Annotated in this window: 17 protein-coding genes; 6 read left to right on the top strand and 11 right to left on the bottom strand. The window is 61.4% G+C overall.

Going from position 1 to position 23,482, the window contains the following annotated elements; translation table 11 throughout:
• Positions 1 to 82: 82 nt before the first annotated feature.
• The 4 genes from AC1D1Z_RS08625 to AC1D1Z_RS08610 all read right to left on the bottom strand — a co-directional run bounded on the left by AC1D1Z_RS08625 (position 83) and on the right by AC1D1Z_RS08610 (position 4,519).
• Entirely contained in the window at positions 83 to 1,390 is a 1,308-nt protein-coding gene (locus AC1D1Z_RS08625) for an ABC transporter permease (RefSeq protein ID WP_131605735.1), read from the bottom strand.
• Positions 1,387 to 2,079: an ABC transporter ATP-binding protein gene (locus AC1D1Z_RS08620; RefSeq protein WP_131605736.1), complete on the bottom strand. Its 693-nt coding sequence runs from the start codon at positions 2,077 to 2,079 to the stop codon at positions 1,387 to 1,389. Before AC1D1Z_RS08620 ends, AC1D1Z_RS08625 begins: the two co-directional genes overlap by 4 nt.
• Positions 2,080 to 2,085: 6 nt before the next feature.
• Positions 2,086 to 2,553, bottom strand: coding sequence for a hypothetical protein (locus tag AC1D1Z_RS08615; RefSeq protein ID WP_477850164.1), 468 nt, complete (start codon positions 2,551 to 2,553; stop codon positions 2,086 to 2,088).
• A gap of 211 nt (positions 2,554 to 2,764) precedes the next feature.
• Positions 2,765 to 4,519, bottom strand: coding sequence for an alkaline phosphatase (locus tag AC1D1Z_RS08610; protein WP_131605738.1), 1,755 nt, complete (start codon positions 4,517 to 4,519; stop codon positions 2,765 to 2,767).
• 87 nt (positions 4,520 to 4,606) lie between these two features.
• On the opposite strand from AC1D1Z_RS08610, the gene AC1D1Z_RS08605 reads away from it, so the two are divergent.
• The 3 genes from AC1D1Z_RS08605 (at position 4,607) to AC1D1Z_RS08595 (ending at position 7,061) form a co-directional block, all read left to right on the top strand.
• Positions 4,607 to 4,819 (top strand): hypothetical protein, encoded by a 213-nt coding sequence (locus AC1D1Z_RS08605; protein WP_047622475.1) that lies wholly within the window; start codon positions 4,607 to 4,609, stop codon positions 4,817 to 4,819.
• Between the two features lie 111 nt (positions 4,820 to 4,930).
• Positions 4,931 to 5,965, top strand: coding sequence for an aspartate-semialdehyde dehydrogenase (locus tag AC1D1Z_RS08600; RefSeq protein ID WP_012759513.1), 1,035 nt, complete (start codon positions 4,931 to 4,933; stop codon positions 5,963 to 5,965).
• Positions 5,966 to 6,239: 274 nt separating this feature from the next.
• On the top strand, positions 6,240 to 7,061 hold the full coding sequence (locus AC1D1Z_RS08595; RefSeq protein WP_026188561.1) for a lytic murein transglycosylase: 822 nt from the start codon (positions 6,240 to 6,242) through the stop codon (positions 7,059 to 7,061).
• Positions 7,062 to 7,129: 68 nt separating this feature from the next.
• Here the strand turns inward: AC1D1Z_RS08595 and AC1D1Z_RS08590 are convergent, their stop codons facing one another.
• The 3 genes from AC1D1Z_RS08590 to pdxY form a co-directional block, all read right to left on the bottom strand.
• Positions 7,130 to 8,749: a GGDEF domain-containing protein gene (locus AC1D1Z_RS08590; protein WP_131605739.1), complete on the bottom strand. Its 1,620-nt coding sequence runs from the start codon at positions 8,747 to 8,749 to the stop codon at positions 7,130 to 7,132.
• Between the two features lie 96 nt (positions 8,750 to 8,845).
• Positions 8,846 to 9,487, bottom strand: coding sequence for a carbonic anhydrase (locus AC1D1Z_RS08585; RefSeq protein WP_018244137.1), 642 nt, complete (start codon positions 9,485 to 9,487; stop codon positions 8,846 to 8,848).
• Positions 9,488 to 9,558: 71 nt separating this feature from the next.
• Positions 9,559 to 10,434, bottom strand: coding sequence for a pyridoxal kinase PdxY (gene pdxY, locus AC1D1Z_RS08580; protein ID WP_026188562.1), 876 nt, complete (start codon positions 10,432 to 10,434; stop codon positions 9,559 to 9,561).
• 276 nt (positions 10,435 to 10,710) lie between these two features.
• On the opposite strand from pdxY, the gene AC1D1Z_RS08575 reads away from it, so the two are divergent.
• Together AC1D1Z_RS08575 and AC1D1Z_RS08570 are read left to right on the top strand one after the other, a co-directional pair.
• Positions 10,711 to 15,486, top strand: coding sequence for an NAD-glutamate dehydrogenase (locus AC1D1Z_RS08575; protein WP_131605740.1), 4,776 nt, complete (start codon positions 10,711 to 10,713; stop codon positions 15,484 to 15,486).
• Positions 15,487 to 15,513: 27 nt separating this feature from the next.
• Complete coding sequence (locus tag AC1D1Z_RS08570; RefSeq protein WP_018448388.1) at positions 15,514 to 16,902, top strand: MFS transporter; 1,389 nt, start codon at positions 15,514 to 15,516, stop codon at positions 16,900 to 16,902.
• Positions 16,903 to 17,042: 140 nt separating this feature from the next.
• Here AC1D1Z_RS08570 and purH read toward each other — a convergent pair whose 3' ends face one another.
• From purH to htpX, 4 genes are all read right to left on the bottom strand, one after another.
• A complete protein-coding gene (gene purH / locus AC1D1Z_RS08565) occupies positions 17,043 to 18,659 on the bottom strand; it encodes a bifunctional phosphoribosylaminoimidazolecarboxamide formyltransferase/IMP cyclohydrolase (protein WP_018244141.1) in 1,617 nt (538 codons plus the stop codon).
• Positions 18,660 to 18,865: 206 nt separating this feature from the next.
• Positions 18,866 to 20,539 carry a heparinase II/III family protein gene (locus tag AC1D1Z_RS08560; protein WP_018244142.1) on the bottom strand — a complete coding sequence of 558 codons (1,674 nt, stop codon included), beginning with the start codon at positions 20,537 to 20,539 and terminating at the stop codon, positions 18,866 to 18,868.
• 216 nt (positions 20,540 to 20,755) lie between these two features.
• Complete coding sequence (locus tag AC1D1Z_RS08555; protein ID WP_131605741.1) at positions 20,756 to 22,144, bottom strand: RsmB/NOP family class I SAM-dependent RNA methyltransferase; 1,389 nt, start codon at positions 22,142 to 22,144, stop codon at positions 20,756 to 20,758.
• Positions 22,135 to 23,097 (bottom strand): zinc metalloprotease HtpX, encoded by a 963-nt coding sequence (htpX, locus tag AC1D1Z_RS08550; protein WP_477850157.1) that lies wholly within the window; start codon positions 23,095 to 23,097, stop codon positions 22,135 to 22,137. The genes AC1D1Z_RS08555 and htpX overlap by 10 nt, the downstream gene beginning before the upstream one ends.
• A 110-nt stretch (positions 23,098 to 23,207) precedes the next feature.
• Here htpX and AC1D1Z_RS08545 point away from each other — a divergent pair, with 110 nt between their 5' ends.
• Positions 23,208 to 23,432 (top strand): DUF1674 domain-containing protein, encoded by a 225-nt coding sequence (locus AC1D1Z_RS08545; protein WP_018448393.1) that lies wholly within the window; start codon positions 23,208 to 23,210, stop codon positions 23,430 to 23,432.
• The last annotated feature ends 50 nt before the right edge of the window (positions 23,433 to 23,482 follow it).

Raw genomic sequence — 23,482 nt, 5'->3', positions numbered from 1 at the left:
TCACGCACATCAGGCCGTCCGTGACGATTGAGCTGCCGGAGGTTTGAAAGCAGGTTTCACTGCGGTTTGCGACGTGGATCCGTTATGCTCTCAGCGCCTGCGCCGGCGATTGCCGATAAGCGAGCACTGCCGGCAGTGCAGCGAGAATTGCGGCAAAGGCAAGCAGCACTGCTGCAAGCCCGACGTCTTCACGAGTGAAGACGACCGGCATGGCGACCCCGCTCGTTTGCGAGAACATACCGGACAAGATGAGAGCCGCGACATAACCGAGCGCGAATCCGAGTGCGATGCCAACCGCCACCAGGAAGAAGAATTCCAGCCAGACGATGCCGAAAATCGCGCCGCGCGGGGCGCCGAAGGCCCTCAGTGCGCCGATCTGACGGCGGCGCTGGCCGATATGGATGACCGTGACCAGTACCAGCGAGGCTCCGACGAGAGCTTGCGCGCCTGAGGCGACCGCGACGAGGATCTGCTTGGCATCGCCGAGCGTGGCGTAGAGATTGGTCAGCACCTCGCCGGGAAAGACAGCGACGGTATTGCCGCTGCGATATTCCTGCCGCAGCTTGTAGGCATCGGCGATCGTCTTCGGCTTGACGAGAATGGCGGGAAGGCCGGGAGCGCCCGCAGTCAAGGTCTCATCAAGCGCGGCATCCGGATCGGCTTTCCCGTGATGCCCATGCCCATCGTGATCAGCGCCGGCCTTCTCATGTTCATGGCCATGTTCAACGCTATCCGTTCCGGACGCCGCTTCATGTTCGTGCCCACTGTCCTCCTCATGTTCCTCCGCCTCCATGCCATGAATGTGCCAGACGGCTTGGATGGGAACGAGAATGGCTCGGTCCCAGGCGGTGCCGGTCGGCCGCAAGCGGCCGGCGATGTGATAGACGAGCTCGGTATGAGTCTCGCCGCCCTCTTCCAGCGACCCATGCATCGGCTTGATCTCGCCGCCGAGCGACAGCTTGACGGCAGCGCCGATCACCGCCTCGCCCTCGCGCGCGAAAATCTTGCCTTCGGCTAAGCCGCCGGACAGGTTCTGCGTCAGCGTGGTCGTTGTGCCGATGATCGGATAGCCGGAGAAGGAATCGCCGAAGCCGATCGGGGCTGCCCAATCGACCCGCGGATCTGCGGCAAGCTTGCCGAGCACCTCGCCCGGCATCAGCGGCAGCGGCGAAGGCTGCAGGAAGACGGAGGACAGCACGAGCTGCGTCTCGCTGCCGCCAGCGCCGATGACAAGATCGAACTTGTCAGCGGCGCGCGCGCTGCCGAGACGAAGCGCCCGCTCCTGCAGGACGACGCAAACGCCGAGCGCGGTCGCAAGCGCCACCAGCAGCACGACCACCAGCGATCCCGCCCAGAGGCGACGAAGATCGGAAAGGATGAAGCGGATCATGCAGCCTCTCCCGCCGCTGCTGCGGAATCTTCGCTGATCCGGCCGGAGCCGAAGGTGATGCGCCGGTCGAGGCGGCCCACCAAGCGCTGGTCGTGCGAAACGACAATCAGCGTGCTGCCTTCGGCAATGGCAAGATCGAGGAGGAGATCGCCGACCGCCTCGCCGCTTTCGGCATCGAGGCTTGCAGTCGGCTCGTCGGCGATGATGACGCCGGGCTTGCGCAGCAGCGCCCGGCCGATCGCCACGCGCTGCATCTCGCCGCGCGACATGGTTTCGATTTTCTGGCCGGGTCGGGAAAGACCGACCGTGCCCAAAAGCGCATGCCCCCGCTCGATGACATCGACTGTGGCAGCGCCGGCAAGCCGCGCCGGCAGGAGTACGTTCTCCAGCGCCGACAGGCCGTGGAAGAGATGGAACTCCTGCATGACCAGGCCGATATTGGCGGCACGGAACCGGTCACGCCGGCTTTCTGAAAAACTCGCTATATCCTCGCCGTTCCAGCGGATACGGCCTTGCCGTGTGCGCTCCAGTCCGGCAACGATATTGACGAAGGTGCTCTTGCCGGAGCCGGACGCCCCGGTGATGGCGACCCTGCTGCCTGCATCGATCGACAGGCGGCCGATCGCCAGTGCCGGCGAGGACAGGCCCGGGAAGGCAACGGTCAGGTTTTCGATATCGAGAGAGAGCATATCGGTTTAGACGGCGGAATATTCGGCCTGGCGGATCCGCAGCAGGCTGACGAAGCCAGTGTCCGGATCCGTCCACGAACCGTATTCCAGCGTGCCGCGCACTTCGATCGTCTGGCGCGGCTGCACGAAGGTCTGTTTCTCCAAGAGATAGACGACGACGATATTGTCCGGCCAGTCCGCATCCGAGRAGCAGAAGGGGCAGAGGGACATCGGCACCTCGGTGAGCACGAAGAACCGGGCCTCAGCCTTCAATGGCGGCGCCATGAAACCTTTCATGCTGACGTCTTTGCCGGCAAGGCGCTTCACCTTGTCTGAAAATTCGAGGCCGAGCACGCCGAACTTGCCGTAAAGCTCATCGAAGCTGATCAAGGAATCCGCAGCAAAACCCGGGCGAGCAATAGCGGCGAAGGCCAGCGTACCGATGGCGCCGATCAGGCCGCGGCGGCTGAGATGCAGCGAAGGGAGCTTTTCCATGGCGATCTCCAAGAATGAAATCCCGGCCGCTAACGGCCGGGACCATGATCGGTGAAAGAGGCAAGGCCGGCAAGCGGCCTAGCCGGATGGGCCAGAGCATGATGCCGAAAAGTGTGCGCGGTTTTCGGACGACATCATGCGCTATTTCTTTGATTTAGATGCGAATTCAGATTTTAGGCCGAGCCGGCCTAAAATCATCCGCATCTAGAGATCAGTTCGTCTGCTTGGCGCCGAGAGCGAAGGTGTCGGCGAGCACGCGATAGACGTCGCTCTGTTCCATGTAACCATGGAAGCCTTCAGCGCCCGGACCAGCCGACTGCAGGACGACGTCGTCGACGGCGTGGACGCCACTATCGCCGCTCTTCGGAATATTGCCCTGAACGAAGACCGCGCCGGGAACATCCTTATACTGCTCGTTGGCGACATATTCCTTCTTTTCGTTCTGGACAGCCGGAACGAACGGACCATCGAGCTTCGGACGGAAGGTCTCGTAGTGATCGGGGCCGTTATTGGCGCTCAGGAACAGCCGGCGGCTGACGTCGACCTTATCGGGATAGCCGTCGCCGTTTTCGTCCTTGTAGTTCGGGAAGCCGGCCTCGGCATAGGTCCCGACCTTTTCGCGCATTTCCGTGCCGGGCTTCTCATCATCGACGGTGCCGATGATGGATACGCCATGCGTGTGGTCGCCGGTGACGACGATCAGCGTGTCCGGATGGGCCTTCTGGAATTCGCGGGCAACGCCGATGGCCTGGTCGAATTCGATGGTTTCGATGACGGCACGATCCCAATCGAGCGGATGGGACATTTTGTCGATCGAGGAGCCTTCGACCATCAGGAAGAAGCCATCGGGATTCTTGGAAAGGCGGTCGAGCGCAACCTTGGTCATGGCGACGAGGCCCGGCTGGTTCGGGAACTTGTCGACGGTGCCCTTCTTCAGGAACTCGCGATCAAGCGTGACGTCCATATTGCCGGTGTGGAAGAGGCCGAGGAGATTGCCTTCAGCCGATGCATTGGCTGCGAGCTCGTTCTTGTCGGTCGCAAGCTTGTAGCCGGCATCCTGGAACTGCTTGATGTAGTCCTGGTTGTCCTTGCGCTTGGAGCCGGGGACTTCCTTGCCGAGGAAATAGGCCGAGCCACCGCCAAGGAGGACTTCCGGCTTGACGTCGAGCAGCATGCCGACGACGTCGGCCTTGTCGTTGCGGTTGCGGGTGTGGGAAACAACCGCCGCCGGCGTGGCGTCCTCAACCTCGGCCGTTGCAACGATGCCGATCGACTTCTTGGTCAGGCGGCGAACGGCTTCTGCGAAGGTTTCAACACGCGGGTCATCGAGCGAGGCCGGCGTACGGTCCGCGTAAACGCCGATCGCGTTGACGGCCGTCTTGTGACCCGTCATGTAGGCCGACATGGTGTTGGCCGAATCCGTATCGACGGCATTCGTCGCCGACGTGCCGATAAAAGCCATACGCTCGAGATCGTCCATATTCAGGCGGCCATTCGCCTTCCCTTCAGTCATGCCCTTGGACATGATGCGGGCAGCGGTGCGATGCGCAACGGAAAGCCCGTCACCCAGCAGGAAAATGATGTTCTTGGCCTTCGGCTGGGCTGCTGTTTCGTAAACGTTCCAAGTGACGGACTTCGCTTCGTCTCCGGTCGCGACTTCGATCTTGTAGTCGCCCGGAGCGGAAATCTTCAGGCCGCGCAGCAGGATAGCGGAGCCGAGGGCCTTGTCATCCTTGCCTTTTTCCAGTTCGACGAACTGCGCCTCGCCCCCAAGCACGGTCTTGTAGTCCTGGCCATTGACCGTGATCTTTACGTCTTCAGGCTTGACCTGCTTGTTGAGCTCGACCTTGAAATCAAACGGTGAACCGGCAAGAATCGTGGCGCGATCAAGCGGATAGACCGTCGTCGCCTGAGCGGCGCCCGCAAGGATGGTGGTGGCCGCAAAGGCGGCAAGAAGCGTACGCATGGAAAACCCCCGTTTTCGTTGCAGACATTAACAACCGGGCCGGGATACCTCCCGAGGATGACAGCGGCATGACAAAACGTCGCAGCATTGCGGCGGCCGCTTTCGTCTGCGGGCTCTAAGCGCAAAAACCTTGACTCCTGTGGAAAACCTTCTAAGAGCAACATCGGAAAAGGAATCTCCATGGTTCGCGACGAACACGCCATTGCCGAATGCAATGACCGGGCACGGGTTGCCGGGGTGGACATTGCCGTTCCGGTTTCTGCCAAAACCAAGGCCAAAACGACGACGAAAACCGTCTGACGTCTCTGGCCTGCCGCTCTCTCCCCGGCTCGGCTGGGGACAGGAAGACGCGATTAATCGCGCCTTTCCCCTCACCGGACAAGAGGAGAGAAGAGAAAGAGAGCTTGAGAAATGGGTTTCAAAGTAGCAGTTGCGGGAGCGACCGGAAATGTCGGCCGGGAGATGCTCAACATCCTCTCCGAGCGAGGCTTCCCCGCCGATGAGGTCGTGGCACTCGCCTCCTCGCGTTCGCAGGGCACCGAGGTTTCCTACGGTGACCGGACGCTGAAGGTCTCCAATCTGGAGAATTACGATTTCTCCGATACCGACATCTGCCTGATGTCGGCCGGCGGCGAGGTCTCCAAGAAGTTCTCGCCGAAGATCGGCCAGCAGGGCTGCATCGTCATCGACAATTCCTCGGCTTGGCGCTACGACGCCGACGTGCCGCTGATCGTGCCGGAAGTGAACCCGGATGCCATCAGCCAGTTCACCAAGCGCAACATCATCGCCAATCCGAATTGCTCGACCGCCCAGCTGGTGGTGGCGCTGAAGCCGTTGCACGACTTCGCCAAGATCAAGCGTGTCGTCATCTCGACCTACCAGTCGGTCTCCGGCGCCGGCAAGGACGGCATGGACGAGCTGTTCAACCAGACGCGCGCCGTCTTCGTGGCCGATCCGATCGAGAACAAGAAGTTCACCAAGCGTATCGCCTTTAACGTCATCCCGCACATCGACGTCTTCATGGAGGACGGCTACACCAAGGAAGAATGGAAGGTGCTGGCCGAGACGAAGAAGATGCTCGACCCGAAGATCAAGGTCACCTGCACGGCGGTGCGTGTGCCGGTTTTCATCGGTCATTCGGAATCGGTCAACATCGAATTCGAAAACGAGATCACTGCCGACCAGGCCCGCGACATCCTGCGCGATGCACCAGGCTGCCTCGTCATCGACAAGCGCGAGGACGGCGGCTACATCACGCCATATGAATCGGCGGGCGAGGATGCGACTTACATCTCGCGCATCCGCGAGGATGCAACGGTCGAAAACGGCCTCAATATCTGGGTAGTCTCCGACAACCTGCGCAAGGGTGCTGCGTTGAACGCCATTCAGATCGCCGAGCTGCTCGTCAATCGCGGCCTTGTCAAGCCGCGCAAGCAGGCCGCCTGATACCATTTGTAAACCATAATATGCTAAAGCCCTGCTGATGAAGGCAGGGCTTTTTGCCGAGCCGTAGGCGCCCTCTATCCATAAGCGCTTACTAAAAGGTGATCGTGACAAAATCGCCTTCGGCTGGCATTCTGCCCGGCGTCAAGCCAAGCTATGCCGCCCGAGACCGTGTAGCGGTTTTGGGGCAACGACATGAACAGAACGAAGATTTAAAGCGCGTCGCATGGTCCCGATCGGCCGCGGCGCGCTTCAGCAGACCGGAGCGGGGTTCCTCATGCGCATGACAACATTCCTTCTGGCGGCGTTTACGGCAGCCGGCGTTCTCCACGCGCTGCCGGCAGCGGCCCAGAGCGCCCAATGCGGCAATAATAGCAGCGGCTTCACTGCCTGGGTCGCCGATTTCAAGCAGGAAGCGGCGGCAAACGGCGTCAGCCGCTCGGTCCTCGACCGCGCCTTCGCCAACGTCAATTACAACAAGCCGACGATCGCCGCCGACCGCGGCCAGAAGAGCTTCAAGCTCTCCTTCGACGCTTTCATGCAGAAACGCGGCGGCGCCACGGTCATCTCCCGCGGCCGCAGCATGAAGGCCGCCAACCAGGCGCTTTTTGCCTCGATAGAGCGTCGTTTCGGCGTTCCGGCCGGCCCGCTAATTGCGATCTGGGGCATGGAGACCGGTTTTGGCAGCTATATGGGCAACCAGCATACGCTATCGGCTGTTTCGACCCTGGCCTATGACTGCCGCCGTTCTGAATATTTCACCGACCAGCTCTATGCCGCGCTCCAACTCGTCTCCGAGGGGTATCTGAGCCCTCAGGCCAAGGGTGCCGCCCATGGTGAAATCGGCCAGACGCAGTTTCTGCCGCGCAATGTCGTGCGCTTCGGCGCCGACGGCGACGGCGACGGCCGCGTCGACATGGTCGGTTCCCGCGCCGACGCGCTAGCCTCGACAGCGAATTTCCTCAAGGGCCATGGCTGGCGCGCCGGCGCCGGCTATCAGCCTGGAGAGCCCAATTTCGTCGCCATCCAGGGCTGGAACGCCGCCAGCGTCTACCAGCAGGCGATCGCCTATATCGGCCAGGAGATCGACGGCAGGTAGGCCTTCTCGGTAGATAAGCCTTCATCGACACCCATACCCGAAAACGCCGCTGCGACATGCGGCGTTTTTCATTTGCGGAAATCAAAGCCGCCGCCCGACGCCGCCTTGCGTCGCTCCTCCTGGGCCGGGGCCGGCAGGGTCGGTCCCGAGATGACGCAGTTGCGGCCGGAGGCCTTGGCGGCATAAAGCGCCAGATCGGCACGTTTGACCAGATCCTCGAAGTTCCGGTTGGAGGCTTCATTTGGCCGTCCGGCGCACCCGAAACTCGCCGTCACCTTGAGAACATCGCCGCTCGGCAGCGGGATTTCCGCCGCCTCGATTGCCAGCCGCACGCGCTCGGCAACGATTGCGGCATCGTCAGGCGTCGAATCCGGCAGAAGCGCCAGGAACTCCTCGCCGCCATGGCGCACCAAGAGATCGAAGGAACGAAAATTCTCACGTGCAACGCCCGCGACCTGCCGGAGTACGGCATCGCCGGCGTCATGCCCGTTGATATCGTTGATCTTTTTGAAATGATCGAGGTCGAAGAGCACAACGGAAATCCAGCGTGATCCATGCTCGGCCTGTGTGAGAAGCGCAGATGCAGCGACCTCGAAGCCGCGCCTGTTGTAAAGACCGGTCAGAAGATCGGTCTGGGCGGCGCTACGCAACTCGCCCACCAGCGCCTCCCTATCCTGCGTCAGCCGGTCGATCAGCCGCAGCCCCTTTGCCGCCAGCACCATCACCAATGTGGCGAGAATCAGCAGGCCGGCACACAGCGCCAGGATCCGCGTCAGGTGAATGTGCGAGCGCATGGAAAGATTTTCGCCGGTCTCGTGAATATCTTTTGCGGCCTCGATCATCTTCTGCTGCAGGAAGGTCATGCGTTCGCTCTGCGCAGCGGCCCAGACGTCATGCACGGCGCCTGTCGGCCGCGATCCGGCGAGAATGGCATCGGTGATCGCATTCGCCTTCACCTGGTTGCTGCGGCCGAGATAGGCAACGATGTCGCGCACGATCGGCGCGGAGGAATGGAAGACCATATGATCCATGCCCTCGCCGAGCATGACCTTGCCCTGCACGAAGAGCTCTACCGGCAATCTGGCGGAAACACCGTGATCGAGGTAGCGGGTGCCAACGCCGGTAATTAGCCTTTCGCCGTAATAGGTGAGCAGGATGCCCATCAGCTGGTTGGATTTCTCAAGCAGCACCGGATCGCTGATCAGCGGTGAGAGCGCATCGACGACAGCAAGCTGCTTGAGAGCCGCATACCAGTAGATGGAACCGGGATCGCTGCCGGTATAACGCCCCTGGTCGACGGCGCTGCGCGCAGCGATGATGCGGCTGTAGGCAAGGCTGAGAATCGATAATTCGCCGACGAGCCCCTCGTCGAGCGCATCGCGGGAGGGCAGGCTGGCATAAAAAGCGCGGCGCTCCCGATCGAGCGTCACCCGGCTTTGCAACATGTCGGCGGCAGTCCGGCTGTTTGGACGTGCGAGGTAGCGGCGGGTGGCGCCGATTTCACTCAGGATCTCGGTGGCGGCGATGGACCCGCCACGGGCAAGCACATCGGCGAACTGCCGGTCCTTTTCAAGGTTCCTGTATTGTGTGACCGAAGAACGTATGACGACGACGCCTTCGATGAGCATGAAGACGAAGGGCAGCATGATAGCGGCCAGGATAACCTTTTTGATGGTTTCGAACTTCATCGCCAATCGCCACGGTGATCAAAACCTCGGTCGTACCCGACCAATTGACGGCGAGCTTAACAACAATCCTTAAAAAAGTGATAAACTGGCATGTCCCTAGATTTCGGGACGAATGAAGTCGCGTGTCTCGGCGTCCATGACCCACAGTTCACCGGTAGAAATGTCGAACCAGGCGCCGTGGAGATGAAGGTTTCCCGCCTCCTCGAGAGCCTTGATATCGGGGAAGCTTCTGAGATTGTTGATTGAATTGCGGATGGAGACACGCTCCAGCGCCGTCTGCCGCTCGGCGGCCGTCATCACGTCGTTGCTCTGGATCTGCTCGGCGGCAGGTTTGACCAGCGACATCCAGCGGCCGATGAAGTCACCGGGCGACAATGGCTCGGCATTCGGATCGAGCGCAGCGCGGATGCCACCGCAGCGGCCGTGACCCATCACGACGATATCCGAGACCTTCAGCACCTGCACGGCAAATTCGAGTGCGGCCGACGTCGAATGAAAATGGCCATCCGGCTCGTAGGGCGGCACCATGTTGGCGACGTTGCGGATGACGAAGAGCTCGCCCGGGCCGGCATCGAAGATCAGCTCCGGTGCCGCGCGAGAATCCGAACAGGCAATGACAAGCGTATGGGGACTTTGACCGTTTTCGGCAAGCTGCCGATACCTGTCGCGGGCGTCGGAATAGCGCCCGTTCATGAAGTTGCGATAGCCGTCCAGAAGAGGGTTTGGAAAACGCTGCATGCTTCTGGATTAGCGCGCGCGGACGACAAGATCAACTGCTGCACCGCAAAATGAACATATTGGCAGATGCGTCACTTTTTCCGCCGCTGCGCCGGGTGCACGAGCCGGCGCATCTGCACCATGGCCATCGGCGTTGAAAGGCTGGAAGCATCGCTTGCCAGCATCAACTCGTTGCTGCCGCGCTTGACGGCCCGCGCAAGCACCTCGAAGACGCTGGCGGTGGCAAGCTGCAGCGCCTTTTCGTCCTCGAGCCCGGAAAGCAGGCGCGACAGGAAGACGGCGGCGAGCAGGTCGCCGAGACCATTCGGCGGGTTTTCGACGACACGGTGCTCGGCAAGAAGCGCGTGGCGACCGGAAAGATAAAGATTGCCGGTACCGCCCGCCATCATCGGCACGGCTGAAGTGACGAGCATGCGCGATGGTCCGAGCGCGAGCGCCGCCTCCATGATCGTACTGTTGTCTTCGAGGGCCGCCCCCGAAAGCCATGCAAGCTCGTACCGGTTCGGCGTCGCGAGCGAGGCAAGCGGAATGAGATGATCGCGAATAGCCTCTGCAGTTGCTTCCGGCACGTAAAGGCCGCCGAGATCGCCCATGACGGGATCGCAGACATAGAGCAGCTCGGGATTGTTTTGCCGGAGCGCACCGATCAGCCGAGCGACGGAGCGCGCCTGGGCGGCATTGCCGAAATAGCCCGAAAGCACCGCCTTGACTTCGCCGATCCAGGGCGCGCGGATCAGATCGTCGATCGCCGCGTCGAAATCCGTTTCCGCAAAAGTCAGCCGCGTCGAGCGGCCGTGGCCGGGATGCCAGGGCAGCACGATGGTCGGCATGGCCCAGACCGGATGACCGAGCGTCTCCAATGCAAAGACGGCTGCCCGGTTTCCGACCGAGCCACGCACCACATGGCTGGAAATGACGATGACTGCGCCCGCTGCATTTTCCGACATGATACCCAAGATCCGAATGATGACCGCGTTTGATGATCTTTTTGACGCCACGCTGTCAACCATTCTTCATGCGAGCGTGGAAATGTTCGCCGGGACGAAAAACCGGGAGACGGGACTTTCCCTTTCGTTTGGCGACGAAAGCGGAAAATCTCTTACAATTTCTCATTTCCAGCGCCAAAAAAGCATCAAAACAATCCTTCGGTCCGCTCTTTTAGAGATTTTTTCGAAGAATCTTCTGCTAGCTTGCGAAAAATCAGACATTGAGGGAGGCGATCCATGGCTGCCAGAAACAATCCGAAACGGGAAAAGCAGATCGAAAGCGCGCGCAAGATCGCCAAGGCGACGGGTGACGCGCATCTCGATCCGGAAATTCTCTTCGGCCGGGCAAGCAATGACGATCTCGAACTCTACACGCCGGAGATGCTGGCACTCTCCGCCGTGCATTCGGCAAAGGAGCTCGCCGCCTGGAACGGTAAGGTGCCTCGTGTCGGCATCGACACCATTGCCGATGTGACGCCTGACGGCATCGCGGTCTCGGTGCTTTCGGTCACCGACCAGAACATGCCTTTTCTTTTTGAATCGGTCATGGGCGAAGTGACGAGCACCTATCGCGACCTGTTCATGGCCGTGCATCCCATCCTGATCATGGAGAAGGGCAAGGCGCCGGCGCTTTATTCCGCCGATCACCCAAGCGATCCGGCCAACCGCGTCAGCCATATCCAGCTTCATATTGCGCCCCTCAATTCCGCCCAGGCCGCCGATCTCGTCAAACGCATCGAAAAAGTGCTCGAACAGGTCCGCCTGTCGGTTTCCGACTGGAAGCCGATGCTTTCCAAGATTGACGGAGTGATCGCAGAGCTTGCGGCCAATGGCGCCAGCCGGAAGAAGGCCGATCGCGACGAAGCCGTCGCTTTCCTGACCTGGCTGCGCGATGAAAATTTCACGTTCCTCGGCATGCGGGAATATGTCTATTCCGGCAAGGGGAGCAATGCCAAGGTCGAGCGCGACAAGGGTGCTGGCCTCGGCATCCTTTCCAATCCCGATGTATTGGTGCTGCGCACCGGCAAGGACGCCGTAACGACAACGCCTGAGATCCTTGCCTTCCTCGACGGCCCCGACTTCCTGATCGTCACCAAGGCGAATGTGAAATCGATCGTCCATCGCCGGGCCTATATGGACTACGTCGGCGTCAAGCGCTTCGACGCTGAGGGCAACGTCACCGGCGAACTGCGCATCGTCGGCCTCTTCACCTCGACGGCCTATACCTCGCTCGCCTCCGAAATCCCGCTGCTACGTTCCAAGATCGAGAAGGTGAAGGAACATTTCGGCTTCGACCCGATGAGCCATTCCGGCCGCATGCTCGACAACACGCTTGAGTCCTATCCGCGCGACGACCTTTTCCAGATCGACACGACGCTACTTGCAAGTTTTGCTGAACAGATCAATGACTTGGCCGATCGGCCGCGCGTGCGCGTCCTGCCGCGAATCGACCATTTCGACCGCTTCGTCTCGGTGATCATCTACGTGCCGCGCGAGGAATATGACTCGATCGTACGCGAACGGATCGGCACCTATCTGAAGACTGTTTATGACGGCCGTGTCTCTGCCTATTACCCGGCTTTCCCGGAAGGGGGCGTGGCGCGCGTGCATTTCATCATCGGCCGCTCGGGCGGCAAGACGCCGCGCATTCCGCAGGCAAAGCTCGAGCAGGCGATCCGCGAAATCACGGCCCGCTGGGACGACCGTTTCGAGGCGTTGGCCGGGGCCAAGGCGCCGAAGATATCCGTCGACCAAGCCTTCCAGGATTCCTTCACCCCGGAGGAAACCGTGGCCGACCTCGCCGATATCGGCGCCTGCGCCGCCGGCGAGCCGCTTCGCATCCAGTTCTACCATCGCCAGGAGGAACAGGGACGCACCCTTTCCTTGAAGATCTTTCACGCCGGCGGCCAGCTGGCGCTGTCGCGCCGAGTGCCGCTCCTCGAGAATCTCGGCTTCAATGTCGTCAGCGAACGCACCTTCGACATCGGGGTGCCTGCCGCTGATGGAGAAACCAAACTCGTCGTGTTGCACGACATGGAGCTCGAGGCCCGCAACGGCGGCGAAATCGACTTGCAGCGTTACGGCGCCGCCCTCGAGGAAGCCTTCGTCGCCGCCTTCGCCGGCACGATCGACAATGACAGCTTCAACCGGCTGATCCTTTCGGCCGGGCTCTCGGCGCGCGAGACGAATGTTCTGCGCGCCTATGCGCGTTATCTCCGGCAGGCCGGCATCGCCTATTCGCAGGATTATATCGCGACGACTCTCGACAAATATCCCGGTGTCGCCGCTGCTATCTTCCGTCTCTTCCATGACACGCTCGACACCAGGCTTTCGGAGAAGGCTCGCGTGAAGAAGCTTGCCGAATTGCATCAGGCGATCGAGACCGAGCTTGCAAACGTGCCGAGCCTTGACGACGATCGCATCCTGCGCCGCTACGTCAATATCGTCGATGCGACGCTGCGCACCAATTATTTCCAGAAGAACCCGGACGGCTCGCCGAAGCCGATGCTGGCCTTCAAGCTCGATCCGCATCTGGTGGACGGATTGCCGCAGCCGAAACCCTTCCGCGAGATGTTCGTCTATGGCGTCGAGGTCGAAGGCGTTCACCTGCGCTTCGGCAAGGTGGCGCGCGGCGGCCTTCGCTGGTCGGATCGCGCCGAGGATTACCGCACCGAAGTGCTCGGCCTCGTCAAGGCCCAGCAGGTCAAGAACGCGGTGATCGTGCCGGTCGGCGCCAAGGGTGGTTTTTATCCGAAGAAGCTTCCTGTCGGCGGCAGCCGCGACGAGATCTTCAATGCCGGCCGTGAAGCTTACAAGACCTACATCCGCACGCTGCTTTCGATCACCGATAATATATCGGGCGCCGATATCGTGCCGCCGAAGGATACGGTCAGGCTCGATGGTGATGACCCCTATTTCGTCGTCGCCGCCGACAAGGGCACTGCGACCTTCTCCGACACCGCCAATGCCTTGGCGCAGGAAGCCGGCTTCTGGCTGGACGACGCCTTTGCCTCCGGCGGCTCGGCCGGTTACGACCATAAGAAGATGGGCATCACTGCCCGCGGCGCCTGGGAAACCGTGAAACGCCATTTCCGAGAAATGGACACCGATATCCAGACGACGCCCTTCACCGTCGCCGGCGTCGGCGACATGTCGGGCGACGTCTTCGGCAACGGCATGCTGCTCTCTCCCAAAATCCGGCTCATATCAGCCTTCGATCACCGCGACATCATCATCGATCCCGACCCCGATATGGAAAAGACGCTGGCCGAACGCCAGCGGCTCTTCGACCTGCCGCGTTCAAGCTGGCAGGATTTCGACAAGAGCGTGCTGTCGAAGGGTGCGATGATCATTTCCCGCGCCGCGAAATCGGTCACGCTGACGCCGGAAGCGGTTGCCGCGATCGGCATCGACAAGGCCGTAGCCACGCCCTTCGAGATCATGATGGCGATCCTGAAGAGCCCGGTCGACCTGCTCTGGTTCGGCGGCATCGGCACCTATGTGAAAGCGCCGTCCGAAACCGACACCGAAGTCGGCGACCGCGCCAACGACCCGATCCGCATCACCGCGGTGGAAGTGCGTGCCAAGGTGATCGGCGAAGGCGCAAACCTCGGCGTTACCCAGAAGGGCCGCATCGCCTACGGTCTGAAGGGCGGGCGCTGCAACTCCGACGCCATCGACAACTCGGCCGGCGTCAACACCTCGGACGTCGAGGTCAACATCAAGATCGCGTTGGCAGCCGCCATGCATGACGGGCGCCTGACGCGCGCAAAACGCGACCAGCTTCTTTCTTCGATGACCGGCGAAGTGGCGACCCTGGTGCTGCGCAACAACTACCTGCAGTCCCTGGCGATCTCACTGACCGAACGCAAGGGCACGGCAAACGGTCTGCAGCTCGGCCGCTTCATGACTGTGCTCGAGGGCGCCGGCCAGCTGAACCGCAAGGTCGAGACGCTGCCGGACGACCAGACCCTGGCCGAACGCTATACGGCCGGCAAGCCGCTGACGCGGCCGGAAATCGGTGTGCTGGTATCTTATGCCAAGATCGTGCTCTTCGACGCGCTGGCCGCAAGCGATCTGCCGGACGATCCCTATTTCATCGCGACGCTTTTGAATTATTTCCCTGTGAAGATGCAGAAGTCGAATGCCGGAGATATCACCACTCACCGCCTGAAGCGCGAAATCGTCGCGACCGTGCTTGCCAACGAAGCGATCAACCGTGGCGGACCAAGCTTCACCGTCGCCATGATGGACGCGACGGCAGCTTCGGCACCGGAAGTGGTGCGCGCCGCAATCGTTGCCCGCGACGGTTTCGACCTGACCCGGCTCTGGGCCGAAACCGACGCTCTCGACGGCAAGGTTTCCGGCGATATGCAGAACCGGATCTACGAGGAGATCAGCCATAGCTTTACCGTTCTGACGCGGCTGCTCTTGAAGACCGGCATGACCAAGGCGGATATGGCAGAAGTGATTAGCCGGCTGCAGGCCGCTCTGAAGAAACTGAAGCCAGCCTTCGCCGAACAGTCGGCCGGCGATGCCGCCCCGCGCCAAGCGGAATATAGCCAGGCGGGCGTGCCCGAGAAACTCGCGGCCGAGATCGCCAACCTGCAGAGCTTCGCGCTGGTGCCTGAGATCATGCAGATTGCCGAACGCACCGGCGAGCCCCTGGTGCGCGCCGCCGAAAACTACTTCGCGGTGTCGCAGACCTTCCGTATCGGCAGATTGCTGGCGGCTGGCGGGCGGATCCTCACCTCGGACCATTACGAGAATTTGGCGCTTGCCCGCAGCATCGACCAGATCGCCAGCGCAAGGCGCGACATCGTCATCTCGGCCCTTTCCGATCACGGCAAGGAAAAGCTTCCGGTTCAAGCCTGGCACGCGCAGGATCGCATCCGCATCAACCGCATCCTCGAGGAGCTTTCAACCCTCAGCGACGGCGGCGATCCCAATCTTGCGCGTATTACCGTTGCTGCAGGTATCCTGACCGATCTTGCGCGCGACCGGGCGAGGTGAGACAGTCCGCGTCAAAAGAAGGAGCGGATGTTGAATCGCATTGACTGGACAGGAACGCAACCGCCGAAGGCCACGGAGAAGGGCATCTGGGGGTGGATGTTCTTCGATTGGGCAGCACAACCCTTCTTCACCGTGGTCACAACCTTTATCTTCGGACCCTATTTCGTGTCCCGCCTGACCGATGACCCGGTTTCCGCGCAGACGACGTGGAGCAATATGGCGACGATCTCCTCGGTGATCATCGCCCTGCTCTCACCCGTCCTCGGCTCGATCGCCGACCAGTCCGGCGCACGCAAACCCTGGATCGGCTTCTTCGCGATCATCAAGATCGCCAGCCTCTTCTGCCTGTGGTTCGCAGCCCCCGGTTCGCCTGTTGTCTATCCCGTCATTTTCATGATCCTCGCCTCGATCTCGGCTGAGTTCTCGATCGTCTTCAACGATTCGATGATGCCGCGCCTGGTCGGCAAGCACGAGGTCGGCAAGCTCTCCAACACCGCCTGGGGGCTCGGTTACCTCGGCGGCATAATCGTGCTCATTGCCGTCGTGACGCTTTTGGCGGCGAGCCCCGAGACCGGCAAGACCATCCTCGGTCTCGATCCGCTATTCGGTCTTAATCCTGAGACCGGCCAGGATGCACGTATCACCGGGCCGATCTCGGCCGTCTGGTATCTGATCTTCATCCTGCCGATGTTCTTCTTCACGCCGGACGTCGGCAGGGGTCTTCCCTTCGGCATCGCCGTCCGCTCCGGCTTGCGAGAACTCAGAAACACGCTTGGCGAACTCAGAGAACGCCGCGGCATCCTGACATTCCTCATCGCCCGCATGATCTATCAAGACGGCGTCAACGGCCTGCTGATCCTTGGTGGTATCTTCGCGGCCGGCATGTTCGGCTGGGCGACGATCGAGATCGGTATCTACGGTATCATCCTAAATGTAGTCGCGATCTTCGGCTGCCTGATCGCCGGCCGCGTCGATAAGAGCGTCGGTTCGAAGGTGACTGTCGTCATCAGCCTCACCATGCTGCTTCTCGCCACCATCGGCATCATCTCGACAGGACCGGGTTACACCCTGTTCGGACTGATGCCGCTGCCGACCGCCGATTCCGGCGGCCTTTTCGGTACTGCGGCGGAAAAGGCCTATATCCTTTACGGTCTGCTGATCGGGCTCGCCTTCGGGCCGGTGCAAGCCTCGTCGCGCTCCTATCTCGCCCGCAGCGTCAGTCCGGAGGAAGCCGGCCGCTACTTCGGCATCTATGCACTTTCGGGCCGCGCCACGAGTTTCATGGCGACGCTGCTCTTCTCGCTGATGACCTATATGAGCGGATCACCGCGGCTCGGGATGGCAACGCTGATCCTGTTTCTTGCCGGCGGACTGGTGCTCTTGTTCCGCACACCCTATCCGGCCGATCGGGCATAGCAATCAGCTCTGCCCTGGCCGGCGGCTACAGCGCCGCGCGTCTTTTAAGACGCGCAAAGGACGCTGTAGCACTTTGAGTTGCTGCATAATTTCATCCTTAAATCGATTTCGATTTAAAGGAATTATGCAGTCGCAATCACTCAGTGCCGGAAATGGCGCATGCCGGTAAAGACCATTGCGACGCCGTGTTCGTTGGCGGCATCGATGACTTCCTGGTCGCGCATCGAGCCGCCCGGCTGGATAACCGCTGTCGCCCCTGCGGCGATCATCGACAGAAGACCGTCGGCAAAAGGCAGGAAGGCCTCGGAGGCGACCGCCGAGCCGTGTGTCATCGGCACTGCAAGGCCAAGCGCCTTGGCTGCCTCTTCGGCCTTCAGCGCGGCGATGCGGGCGGAATCGACGCGGCTCATCTGGCCGGCGCCGATACCGGCGGTCTGGCCGTCCTTGGCATAGACCACGGCATTCGATTTCACATGTTTGCCGACCTTGAAGGCAAACTTCATGTCATCAAGTTCCCGTGCCGTCGGCGCGCGTTTGGTGACGACCTTGAGTTCCAGATCCTCGACCATGCCGTTGTCGCGGCTCTGGACGAGCAGGCCGCCGGAAACGGTCTTCGCCGTCAGGCCCGCCGCACGCGGATCGGGCAGGCCACCAGCGGACAATAGCCGCAGGTTCGGCTTACGGGCGACGATCGCCTTTGCCTCTTCCGTGACATCGGGCGCGATGATCACTTCGGTGAAGAGCTTGACGATCTCCTCAGCCGTTTCGGCATCCAGCGTCCGGTTGAGCGCGATAATGCCGCCGAAGGCGGAAACGGAATCGCAGGCGAGCGCCCGCTGATAGGCCTCGACCAGGCTGGATCCGGTGGCGACGCCGCAGGGATTGGCGTGCTTGATGATCGCGCAGGCCGGCGCCTTCTCAGGCAGGAACTCGGCGACGAGTTCGTAGGCGGCATCCGTATCGTTGATGTTGTTGTAGGAGAGCTGCTTGCCCTGGAGAAGAGCGGCCGTCGAAACACCCGGACGCTTCTCGCCGGTCACATAGAAGGCAGCCTTCTGATGCGGGTTTTCGCCGTAGCGCATCTCTTCCTTCAGCGCGCCGCCGATCACCCGGTGACGCGGCGTGTCGATCGACAGCGCCTCAGCGAACCAGTTGGAGATCATTGCATCATAGGCGGCGGTGCGGGCATAGGCCTTGGCGGCCATACGCTGGCGGAAGGCATAGGCGGTCTTGCCGTCATCTGCGGAAAGCTGCTCCAGCAGCTCGGCATAATCGGCCGGATCGGTCAAGGTCGTCACATAGGCATGGTTCTTGGCCGATGCGCGGATCATCGCCGGACCGCCGATGTCGATATTCTCGACCGTCGTCGGATAGTCGCCGCCGGCCGCGCGCACCTCCTCGAAGGGATAGAGGTTGATGACGGCGAGGTCGATGCCCTCGATGCCGTGTGTTTTCATCGCATCCTGGTGTTCGCCGTCGTCACGGATCGCCAGCAGGCCGCCATGCACCATTGGGTGCAACGTCTTGACGCGTCCGTCCATGATCTCGGGAAAACCGGTGATTTCGGAGACATCGGTGACGGCAAGACCGGCCGCAGCGATCGCTTTATAGGTGCCGCCGGTCGAAAGCAGGCGCACACCTCTGGCAGACAAGGCGTGGGCGAGTTCGACGATCCCGGTCTTGTCGAAGACGGAGATGAGCGCGGTCTTGATTTCGACCTTGTCGGGGGCGGGGATCTTCTTGGAAATGACGGCCATGAAACCTTCTCCGTTCGGGCTTCGGGAGGACATCCGCAAGGGATGTTCGCATGCTGGCGCCGCGTTAGCACAGGTTTGCCGCCGCGCAAACAGGCGTCAGAGCAGATGACGAAAAGCACGAGCCATTTTTGGATGGCATCATACCTTGCTTCCTTGCTGTGGATGCGATCCCAATCTTTGGCCACTCGGCCTAAAATCCTCCGCCTCTAGCTTTTACGAGATAGGAACCAGCGGATTTCCGTCTTTTCGGCAAGATCGAAGTCGATTTCGATCTGGTCCGAACCGCAGATGCCGGAGCTGTCGGCAAAGAAGATGTCCTCAGCGATCAGCACCTCATTGCCGGGCGCCGAAAACAGCCAGCTTTCGCCGTCCGGCGCTGTCAGCAGCACGGACTCCCCGTCACTCTGATGCAGGACGATCGAGGGATGGATATGAAAACGGGCGACAGCCTTCAGAGGTTCGTCATGCTCATATCCTTCGCGGACAACGAGCCGGTCGCGGCCTGTCACGATCGAGCCTGCGGCATTGAGTGTCAGCTCACGCTCGTGCAGCACCCCGAACACCCTGAGATAGCCGTCATGGCTGAGCTTGATGCCGTCGCGTCCGTCCTCGGTTTCGGCGCGCTCGACAGTGATGGTTCTCACCGGTTCGGTGATGGCGTGACTAAGGAAGGGTGAGGGCGAAAAACGGCTGGACGACGTGTCGTTGAGGATGACGGTGGAATGCGCCGCCGTCGTGCGCGCCATCTGGACATAACGATGCCCGGCAAATTTCGGCGAACCGGAATTGACGATGAAGCGATGACGGCCGGACGACATCTCGAAGGAGAGGCTGCCGGCATGCACGGTCCGAAGTGCGCCTCCCGAAGGCGGCGTGCCGGTATCGGCAATAATCACCGTCTTTCCCCCGGAAAGCCGCTGATAGCGCGACTGCGGCAAAGCCTTGAACGGCTGGCCGGCGGTCTCGTCATATCGCAGCACCGACATCAGCTCGTTTGCGAGCGTCGAGGTTGCCCCGTTGAACAGCGCAAGGTCTCCGTCCTGATGGCGAAAGAACCGCAATGCCGGATACATCCGGTCTATGCCGGAGATCAGCTTCTGCGGCAGGTCATGGCCGAGATTGACATAGGTCTGCCTGAGCGGCAGCAGATCGAGCAGCAATTCCAGCCCGACGCGCGGATTGCGCGAGACATGGCCGCCATCTGATAGAATCTGGCTATCGAATTCGCGGTCGAGTGCCTGCGCCGCCCTTCTCAGCGTGGAGGCGCGCGCCGGCATGGCGACGGAGGCCATGGCGAGCGCGATACGCAGCCGAAACAGCTCCAACCCGCCGAGGGTGAACGGCGCCATGCGGTGCAGGAACCTCACCTGGAACGCCAGCGACTTCATGAAGCGGCGATAGAAGCCGCGGTCGGCGTTCTGCAGCACCACCGGCGAATGCGACAGCCAGGCGATAACGCGTTGGGCGGTGACGTCGATCTCCCAGGCAATCCCCTCCATGCGACCGGCATGGATGGAAAGCCAGCTGTCGACGATCGCGCGGGCCGCAGCCGAACTACGCTCYGTCTTGTTCGCCCGCATATGCCGCAGCCAGCCGAAGCTGTGAAGACGCGTCGCGAAGGGGCGCGAGGGCAGGGTGAAGGTGAAGGGCGACTTTCCGTTCGTTTCCAGCATGCGCCCGGCCAGGAGAAACCGTCCGTTGAGGATTTCGTCGGCCACATGTGGATCGATGCTGCGGAGATCGGTCGGCGCGACGATCAGACGCTCGGGCACCTTGATCGAATGACGAAAGAGCTTCAGGCGCAGCAACGCGACGCGGCGCAAGGCGCGCCGCCAAGCCTCCCGAACATACATGCTCGCAAAACGCCGACCGGACTGCATATTCTATTGTCTATTGACCCTCGTGGTTAAGAATAGGTGAAAAGCGGCCGATTTCATCGTCCACAATGAATTAATTCGTGACAAGGTTCGAATATACGCAAATTAACGCGTTTCGCCTGAAATCGTGGGGACGGTTTTGGAAAAGGGCATGCGTGACCCGAGGCTATGAAGCACCTCGTATAATGCAGGCTCGCCGCGCGCGCTCAAGCCTTGCAATCAGGCCACGCGCCGCAGCACAACCGCATAGAAGCCGTCGAGGCCGGAGCCGATGCCATCAGGCATTTTCAGCATGGTGGGAAGCGTACGGAATTCGCCGAGCGGCGTAATCGCCGCCTCAAGGCCGGGCCAGTCGCCGGCGCCGATCGGAACGCGCTCGACCGCATCCGTATCGGAAAGAACACGGGCGACGACTTCCTCACCCTCGACAGGATCGAGCGAACAATTCGAAAAAACCAGTGTGCCGCCCGGCTGCAGCAATGTCAGCGCATGACGCAGCAACCGCTCCTGCAGCGCCGCCAGCCGGGCGATATCCTCAGGCCCCTTGGTCCACAACACGTCAGGGTGCCGGCGTGTCGTGCCGGTGGAAGAGCAGGGAGCGTCGAGCAGGATCGCATCGAAGCGTTCCGCCGGCTCGAATGTCGTCAGGTCTGCCGCAATCGTCTCCGCCTTGAGGCCGAGCCGGTCGAGATTCGAGCGCAGCCGTCTCAGCCGGCTTTCCGACTGGTCGAGTGCGGTGACTGCGCCGCCGGCCAGGATGAGCTGCGCCGTCTTGCCGCCGGGCGCAGCACAGAGATCGGCGGTGCGTTTGCCGGAGAGATCGCCGAACAGCTTGGCCGGGATGCTTGCTGCCGCATCCTGCACCCACCACGCGCCCTCATCGAAGCCTTCGAGCGAAGGAATGCCGCCGTCGAAGGCGGCGAGCCGCACGCCGCCCGTGGGCAGGACGACGCCGGTAAGCCGCTTCGCCCAGCCTTCCGGGTCGGACTTGACGGTCAGATCGATTGCGGCCGGTTCGAGCTGGGATTCCGAAATCGCCAGCGCCGCGTCCCGGCCATAGGCCTTTTCCAACCTGGCGATGAACCAGGCCGGCATCGGCGCGACCTTGCCGATCGCATCAAGCACCTGCTCCTTCTCGCGGCCGAGCCGGCGGAGGATGGCATTGACGAGCTTGGCGAAACGGCGATTGCGTGGATCCAGATTGGCCTGCTCGACGGCAAGATCGACAGCCGAATGATCCGGCACATCGAGATAGAGGATCTGCGCCGCCCCGATGGCGAGCACGTGATGCAGCGCCCTTGCCCCCTCCGGCAGCGGCGAATCCAGCAACGCGGCAATCGCGGCATCGATGCGCGGCAGATGGCGCAGCGTCGTGTTCAGGATGGCGCGGACGAGCGCCCGGTCGCTTTCGCCGAGCGCCCTATAGGCTGGATTGCCGTGTTCATGATCGAGAGCGCCGTCGAGCGGCAGCTTGCGGTCGACGACGGCTGCAAGAATTTTTGCCGCCGCTGCCCGGGCCTGCAAGCCTGGCTTATCAGGCGCAGATCGCTCAGTGGAGGGCTTATGCTTGCGGAATGGCTTCTTCGTGCCGTCTGAATTCAAGACCACGGACCTTTTGGCGGTTGCGAACCACCGCGACCGAGGCCCGTATCCGGAACAGAGCGCGATTTGCGCGACGGATTAGCAGTACGAGCCGGCGACGTCGAGACATTCATGCCGCCTTGCGCCATGTCGTGCAGCGCAGCGATGCGGTTTTCCGTATTCGGATGGGTGGAAAACAGATTGTCCATGCGCTCGCCGGACAGTGGATTGATGATGAACATATGCGCCGTCGCCGGGTTGCGCTCGGCATCTTCGTTCGGCACGTGAGCAGCGCCGCGCGCGATCTTGCCGAGCGCCGAAGCGAGCCAGAGCGGATTGCCGCAGATCTCGGCGCCGCGGCGGTCTGCCGAATATTCGCGCGTGCGGCTGATCGCCATCTGCACCAGCATGGCAGCGAGCGGCGCCACGATCATCGCGACGATGACGCCGACGAAGCCGAGGGGATTGTTGTTGTTCTCACGGTTGCCGCCGAAGAAGAAGGCGAAGTTGCCGAGCATAGAGATCGCGCCGGCAAGCGTTGYCGTGATCRTCATCGTCAGCGTGTCGCGGTTCTGAATGTGCGCTAGTTCGTGCGCCATCACGCCTGCGACTTCCTCGGGAGACAAGGCGCTGAGCAGGCCGGTCGAGGCGGCGACGGCTGAGTTATCGGGATTGCGGCCGGTGGCGAAGGCATTCGGCTGCGGGCTGTCGTAGAGATAGACCTTCGGCATCGGCAGGCCGGCATTGCGGGCGAGATCGCGCACGATCCGGAAGAATTCCGGCGCATTGCGCTCGTCGACCTCCTGCGCGCGATAGGCCGAAAGCACCATCCGGTCGGAATTCCAGTAGGAGAAGAAATTCATGCCGGCGGCAATGACGAATGCGATCATCATGCCGGCCCGACCGCCGATCAGGAAGCCGACAAACATGAAAAGCGCCGTCATGAAGGCAAGCAACATGGCAGTGCGAACGAGGTTCATTGCGGATCTCCATCTCCGATTTCGGCGTCACAAGCTTTTAATCCCGGCACCGGCGCATTATGATTTGGTTATTCACCAGCCATTTTCAATATTTCCGGCAGGAGACGGCCATGCAGGACGCCGATAACGACAATAGCGAAACGCCGATGGCCGAGGGAACGGAGCCACCGCGTAAGATGCTGTCCCCGGCTGCCAGACGCGCCCTTGCCGAAGCCGAGGAGCGGCGAAAGAGCCAGAAGCCGCTGGAACTACCGCCGGAGATCGGCGGCCGCGGCGGAGCCGAGCCGGCGCGCTTCGGCGATTACGAAATCAATGGCCGAGCGATTGATTTCTAAGTCAATATTCCAATTGGCGTCTTACGATCGGAATAGCCGAGAATCCGGCT

This window comes from Rhizobium sp. P1_E1, from assembly GCF_056406015.1.
This window is presented reverse-complemented; position numbering and strand designations above follow the sequence as displayed.